The sequence below is a fragment of the Streptomyces sp. NPDC005151 genome, assembly GCF_053599875.1.
This window is the reverse complement of record NZ_JBSFYR010000188.1, coordinates 1-5759: the sequence shown is the minus strand read 5'-3', so window position 1 is coordinate 5759 and position 5759 is coordinate 1. Positions and strand designations below refer to the sequence as shown.

Sequence of the window (5759 nt, the reverse complement as noted above, 5' to 3'; positions counted from 1 at the left end):
CGGCCTCAGAACGACTCTGTCGACTGCTTCTCGGACACTGTCCTCATCGCGTCGTCCCAGGTCAACGAGGCGCGACGTGTCAGAGCTCAAGATAAGCCTGGGCACCAACATGGGCGTCCGCGCGATCGTGGCGACCGGCGAACACGGCGAGACCGAAGCCGCCCTGCGCCACATCCGGCGCCACTTCATCACCGTCGACAACCTCCGCGCCGCCGTCACCCGGCTGGTCAACGCCACCTTCGCCGCCCGCGACAGCGCATGGTGGGGCCAGGGCACGGCGTGCGCCTCAGACTCGAAGAAGTTCGGCTCCTGGTCCTCGAACTTCATGACCGAGTACCACGCCCGCTACGGCGGCAACGGCTCCCAGCTCAAGAGCTGTTCGTCGTCCGAGGTCGCGGCGATGATCGAGGGCCTGCTGCGGCACTGCACGGACGCCGAGATCGAGTCGAACTACGTCGACACCCACGGCGCGAGCGTCGTCGGCTTCGCCTTCACCGAGCTGCTCAACTTCCGTCTGCTGCCCAGGTTGAAGAACATCGGCAGCATCCGCCGGTACCGCCCCGACGACACCCCGCCCGGCTGGCCGGCGCTCGGCGGCTCGCTGACCCGGGCCATCAAGTGGGACCTGATCGAGCAGCAGTACGACCAGATGGTCAAGTACGCCACCGCGCTCCGCCTGGGGACGGCGGAGGCGGAGCAGGTGCTGCGGCGCTTCACCCGAGGAGGGCCCAAGCACCCCACGTACGCCGCCCTCGAAGAACTTGGCCGCGCCGTCCGTACGGTCTTCGCCTGCGACTACCTCGCCGGTCCCGGCCTGCGCCGGGAGATCCACGGCGGGCTCCAGGTCGTGGAGAACTGGAACAGCGCCAACACCGTGCTCCATTACGGCAAGGACGGCGCGCTGACCGGCCCGGACAAGGAGCACGCCGAGACTTCGATGCTCGCCCTGCATCTGCTCCAGTCCGCGCTCGTGCACGTCAACACTCTGCTGCTTCAGCAGGTCCTCGCCGAACCGGCCTGGGCGAAGAAGGTCTCGGACGAGGACCGGCGGGGCCTGACCGCGCTGTTCTGGTCGAACATCGCCCGTACGGCACGTTCCGCCTTGAAATGGACAAGCGGCTGGACTTCACTCCCGGAGCCGTGCCCCGGCAGCGCACCTCCGAGAGCGCCGTCGCGGTGCCCTCAAGTTGAACGGGTGGGCGGTGCGATCCACCGGTCCCGGTCTGCCTCCCTGGATGATGCGGAGTTCGACAAGGTCGCCGACGACCTGCCGCAGTTCCTTGATCACATCCGTCGTTGCGTCGTCAGTTTCGTGGAAGCGGGTGCGATCGGAGACCTGTAGTGATCACCGGCTGTGGTCGCCGGGTGCGTACATGGTCCGGCTGTGACCGCCGAAACACCGACGGCCGGAAGCCGCTACCGGCGTTCTTGGGACCGGCCTCGGCCAGGTCGCTCACCACGGAGGCAACCCCAGGTCGGGCCCGCGCTCGGCAGGTCCGGTCGATCGGTGCCAGGCGGGGTGCTTGGGGGACCAGAAGTAACTCATTCATTCGCGCCGGGATAGTCCGGGGGCGAGGAACCGGCGGACTGGGCCATGCTCTCGCGCTTGGCAGTCAGGAAGGCTGGACCTCGTCGAAGAGGGCGAGTGCTTCGGAGGGGTCCGGGCTCACGAGGCGTTCCAGACCAGCCATCGTGATGTTCGCCCACCTGCCGGCCCGTGCCCACATCTGTTCCTCGAAGGCGCGGACGGCCTCGTCCAGATCTCCAGGGCCGGGGGCGGCGGCGATGGACTCGGCGAGTTCGGCGCCTTCCAGCATCGCGAGGTTCGCGCCCACCCCCAACGGGGGCATCAGGTGGGCGGCGTCGCCCAGTAGCGTCACCCCGGAGACGTGGGCCCAGGTGTGGGACACGGGAAGGTTGTAGAGGGGGCGGTGGACGAAAGCTGTGCCGTGGCGGAGGAGGTCGAGGACGGGAGCGGCCCAGCCGTCGAACAGAGCCAGCAGGCTTGATCGCACGGCCTCGACGTCGGCCAGGCCCAGGCCCGCGCGCTGGTTCAGGCCCATATGCCGGTCCGGGTTCGTGTGCCAGTCCAGCGGCACGCGGAACTGGGCGTATACCTTGACGTGGCCGCCGCTGTTGCGCTGGGCGACGAGCGCGCGGTTCACGCCGTACACAGCCACGGAACCGTCGCCGACCAGCCGGGCGAGGTCGGGGTGGCGGGTGTCGACGTCGTCCAGGGAGGTCTCGACCAAGGTGACGCCGGTGTACTGCGGCGTCGCGGACGAGACCGCCGGGCGGACCCGGGACCAGGCACCGTCCGCGCCGATCACGAGGTCGAACGTCTCCTGTCGCCCGTCCGCGAAATGGACCAGCACGCCATCCCGGCTCTCCGGCACTACCTCCGTCACGACCCGCCCCCACTGAACGTCCAGAGGCCCGAGCAACAGGTCACGGAGTTGCCCGCGGTCGATCTCGGGATTGGCCCGGTCACCCGGACGAGGTTGCCAGTCGCGGAGGGCGGTCCCGTCCGCGTCCAGGATGCGCATGGCCTGCCCCTCGGGACGGGACAGCGCCTGGAACTCCGCCAGCACCCCCGCCTTCTCCAGCGCCAGCTGGCCCAGCCCCTCGTGCAGGTCCAGCGTGCCGCCCGCGGGACGGGCGTCGCGGGCGGGATCGCGTTCGAGGACGGTGACAGGGTGACCATGACGGTGCAGGACGCGGGCGAAGGTAAGGCCGGCGGGGCCGCTGCCGATCACGGCGATACGGGGTCTCATGTCGATACAACGTACGGCCCCTCACCAAGCCAGTCCCGCCCCGTGACCGAACCGAAACGACGGCGTGAGCTAGCGGATGGATGATCCGCGTCGTGCTCAGTTGCGGGGCAGAAGGGCGCATGGTCGTACGGGGCGGCCGAGGAGTTGGAACACGAGGGTGCGGTGGGCGGCGTGGAGGGTGCGGACGTCCGCGCGGTTGATGTCGGGTTTGACTGCAGGGGCGCCGTGGCGGGGGCGGCCGGGTTTGGTGGGGATCCACAGGTGGCCGGGGTCGCTGCCCTGGAGTTGCCGGGTTATGTGTTCGCGGGTGTCGAGCCTGCGGGCGTCGAGGGGGTGGGGCTCGGTGTCGAGGTGGACGACGCGTTGTGCGAGGTCGAGGTCGGTGGTGCGAAGGCGGTGGAGTTCGGGGACGGTGCGGCCGGTGGAGGCGACGAGGGCCGCGACGGCGGCGGTGCGGATGCTGGTGGCGGCGTTGGCGCCGGTGGGGCGTTTGACGGCGAGGAGGTGGAGGAGGCGGCGGCGGGACTCGTCGGGGGTGAGGCGGTCGCCCTGGCCGGCTGGGGGGACGGGCTTGGGACGGCGGTACAGCGGATAGCGGTAGCAGTCGTTCCGCTTCAAGGTCGGCTTATCGGACTTTCACTCACTGGCGGCCCGTCAGGGCGGTGCCGCAGTAAATGCCGGATTTACCGCGACGGACCCCCTACGGTGATCACCGCGACCTGCGGCGGACCATTCCGGCCGCTGGGGCGAGGTGTACGCATTTACTGCGACGGTGCGGGAAGGGCAGGGCAGGGCGGGCGTGACGATCGAACCAGTGACCGAACTCGGGAGCGGGGGCGCGCTTCGGCTGCCGCGCGCTCAGGTGGTGCCCCTGTCCGCCCCGCCGTCCTCGTACACCGCGGCGGTCGAGCGGTACCTCACCGGCGCGGGCATCGCCAAGTCCTCTGCGCGCATCTACCGGATCTCGCTGACGACGTGGGGATGGATGCTCGCCGGGGAACCGGCGCCGACCGGACCCGCCCGCCGGGGCGCGAGGCCGCCCGTCTTCCCCATCGCCGCGATCGACGACCCGGCGCTGCCGGAGGTGCTGGCGGCCGCGCGGGCGGACGAGATGGACGCCGACACCGTCAACCGGGAGCTGTCCATCGCACGCAAGGCGATCGGCTGGTGGCAGCGGCAGGGCTGGATCACCTGCGATCCGACGATCGGGATCGAGCTGCGGCCGGCGCCGCGGGACCTCACCAGGGCCCTGGCGGAGAATCAGATCGCAGCCCTGTGGCGCCTGGACGTCGGGCTCCGGGAGAAGACACAGTGGAAGATGCTCTACGAGTCTGCCGCACGGGCCGATGAGGTGCTGTGCCTGAACGTGGAAGACCTGTACCCGCAGGACAAGCGCGGCAGGATCACCGCCAAAGGCGGGGCTACCGAGTGGATTCACTGGCAATCCGGCACCGCCCAGCTACTGCCCCGTCTCATCGCCCGCCGGACCCGCGGCCCACTGTTCCTCACCGACCGCAAAGCCGCGCGCGAAGGATGCGGCGACGTCCTGATCGGCCGTGCCAGTCACCATCGGCCGCAGCATCGCGGCGGCGAACCGGGCCGCGTGCCCAGCCGTTGTGGTGCGGGGGCGCACCGAGGTGCGCCGAGCTCCGCCCCACGCGCCCTTCCCCACAGGTTCACCGGCCCCGCATGCTGAAGTGCGCACGGCGGAAAGGAGCCGGGCGCGGCGTATCGGCCCGGACCGGTCCGCGCAGGGAGGACGTCATGGAGCAGGCAGCGGATCAGGGGCCTTCCGTGCAGGAGGTCGGAGCGTGGTACGACCGCTTGGGGGGTCTGTACAGCCTGACGATGGGCGACAGCATGCACCTGGGCATGTGGGACGACGGGGTGCGCCCGAAGCCCGGGCGGACGCTGTCGGCGGACGAGGCGTGGCAGGAGCTGACAGCGGCGCAGGACCGGTGGACCGACGAACTGATCGACGAGCTCGCCCTCGGGCCCGGGCAACGGGCGCTGGACGTGGGCTGCGGCACCGGACGGCCCACGGTGCGTCTGGCCCACGTCTCCGGCGGGCATGTCCTCGGTATCACCGCCAGCAGCGCCCAGGTCGAGCAGGCCCGCGCACGCGCCGCCCGCGCCGGCGTCGCCGACCGCACCGAGTTCCTGCAGGCCGACGCGATGAACCTGCCGTTCGAGGACGCGTCGTTCGACGCCGTGTGGGCGATCGAGTCGTTCGCCCACTTCGCCAACCGCCCCCGTGCTCTGCACGAGGCCAGGCGCGTCCTGCGCCCCGGTGGCCGGCTCGTCCTCGCGGACTGCTTCGAACACGTCCCGTTCACCGACCAGGACGTGGCGCTGTTCCGCGCAGGCTTCGCGCTCGCTCGCCTACCCGGCTCCCTCGACGACTACCCAGCCCTCGCCCGGCAGGCCGGCTTCACCATCGACCGCGTACGTGACAGGACCGGCGACTTCACACCCACCTACCACCTGATCCCCCAGATCTTCGCGGCACGTCGCCAGCAGATCGAGGAACTCCTGGGCACCGACATCGCCACGCAACTGGACTCGGCCTATCCGCTGATCCTCGGCCTGTGCCGGGACAAAATGGGCTACGTCATGGTCCGTGCTGGCAAACCTGCCCCGTGATCGCCACGCTCGCCGACCACCTGTCCTGGCGGCAGACATACATCCTGCTCGCTCTGGTCCTAACCGCCGTCACCGTCCCCGCGCACGCACTCGCTTTCAACGCCCCTGGCCCGACGCCTGTCCAGCATCCAGGTCGCCGGACAGGCCAGGGGGGTCCACTACAGGGTCTCTGTTTATCTGGGGTTGTCGGTGGTGTGGGGCACGTAGGGTAAGGGTTCCGGCCAGGGGACCGAGGGTGTTCGGGGAAGGGTGCGTATCTTGCTCGGGTGACTCGTTGGGGTGATTCGCAGGGGTTTGGTATGCGGGTGGCCGCGTCGGGTTCCTACCTTCGGCGGTGAGTCG

5 protein-coding genes are annotated in these 5759 nt (G+C 70.0%); 3 read left to right on the top strand and 2 right to left on the bottom strand.

Translation table 11 applies throughout. The features are described 5' to 3' along the window. Nucleotides 1-76 precede the first annotated feature (76 nt). Nucleotides 77-1342, top strand: a complete 1266-nt coding sequence (locus ACWD6R_RS39555; RefSeq protein ID WP_451823187.1) for a Tn3 family transposase — start codon at nt 77-79, stop codon at nt 1340-1342. Nucleotides 1343-1613: 271 nt separating this feature from the next. Here the strand turns inward: ACWD6R_RS39555 and ACWD6R_RS39550 are convergent, their stop codons facing one another. Beyond that, entirely contained in the window at nt 1614-2774 is a 1161-nt protein-coding gene (locus ACWD6R_RS39550; RefSeq protein ID WP_451823186.1) for an FAD-dependent oxidoreductase, read from the bottom strand. 96 nt (nt 2775-2870) lie between these two features. Further along, nucleotides 2871-3392 carry a hypothetical protein gene (locus ACWD6R_RS39545; RefSeq protein ID WP_451823185.1) on the bottom strand — a complete coding sequence of 174 codons (522 nt, stop codon included), beginning with the start codon at nt 3390-3392 and terminating at the stop codon, nt 2871-2873. A 196-nt stretch (nt 3393-3588) separates the two neighbouring features. Here ACWD6R_RS39545 and ACWD6R_RS39540 point away from each other — a divergent pair, with 196 nt between their 5' ends. Beyond that, entirely contained in the window at nt 3589-4470 is an 882-nt protein-coding gene (locus ACWD6R_RS39540; RefSeq protein WP_451823184.1) for a site-specific recombinase, read from the top strand. Nucleotides 4471-4538: 68 nt separating this feature from the next. Then, nucleotides 4539-5417: a class I SAM-dependent methyltransferase gene (locus tag ACWD6R_RS39535; protein ID WP_451823183.1), complete on the top strand. Its 879-nt coding sequence runs from the start codon at nt 4539-4541 to the stop codon at nt 5415-5417. Nucleotides 5418-5759 lie beyond the last annotated feature (342 nt).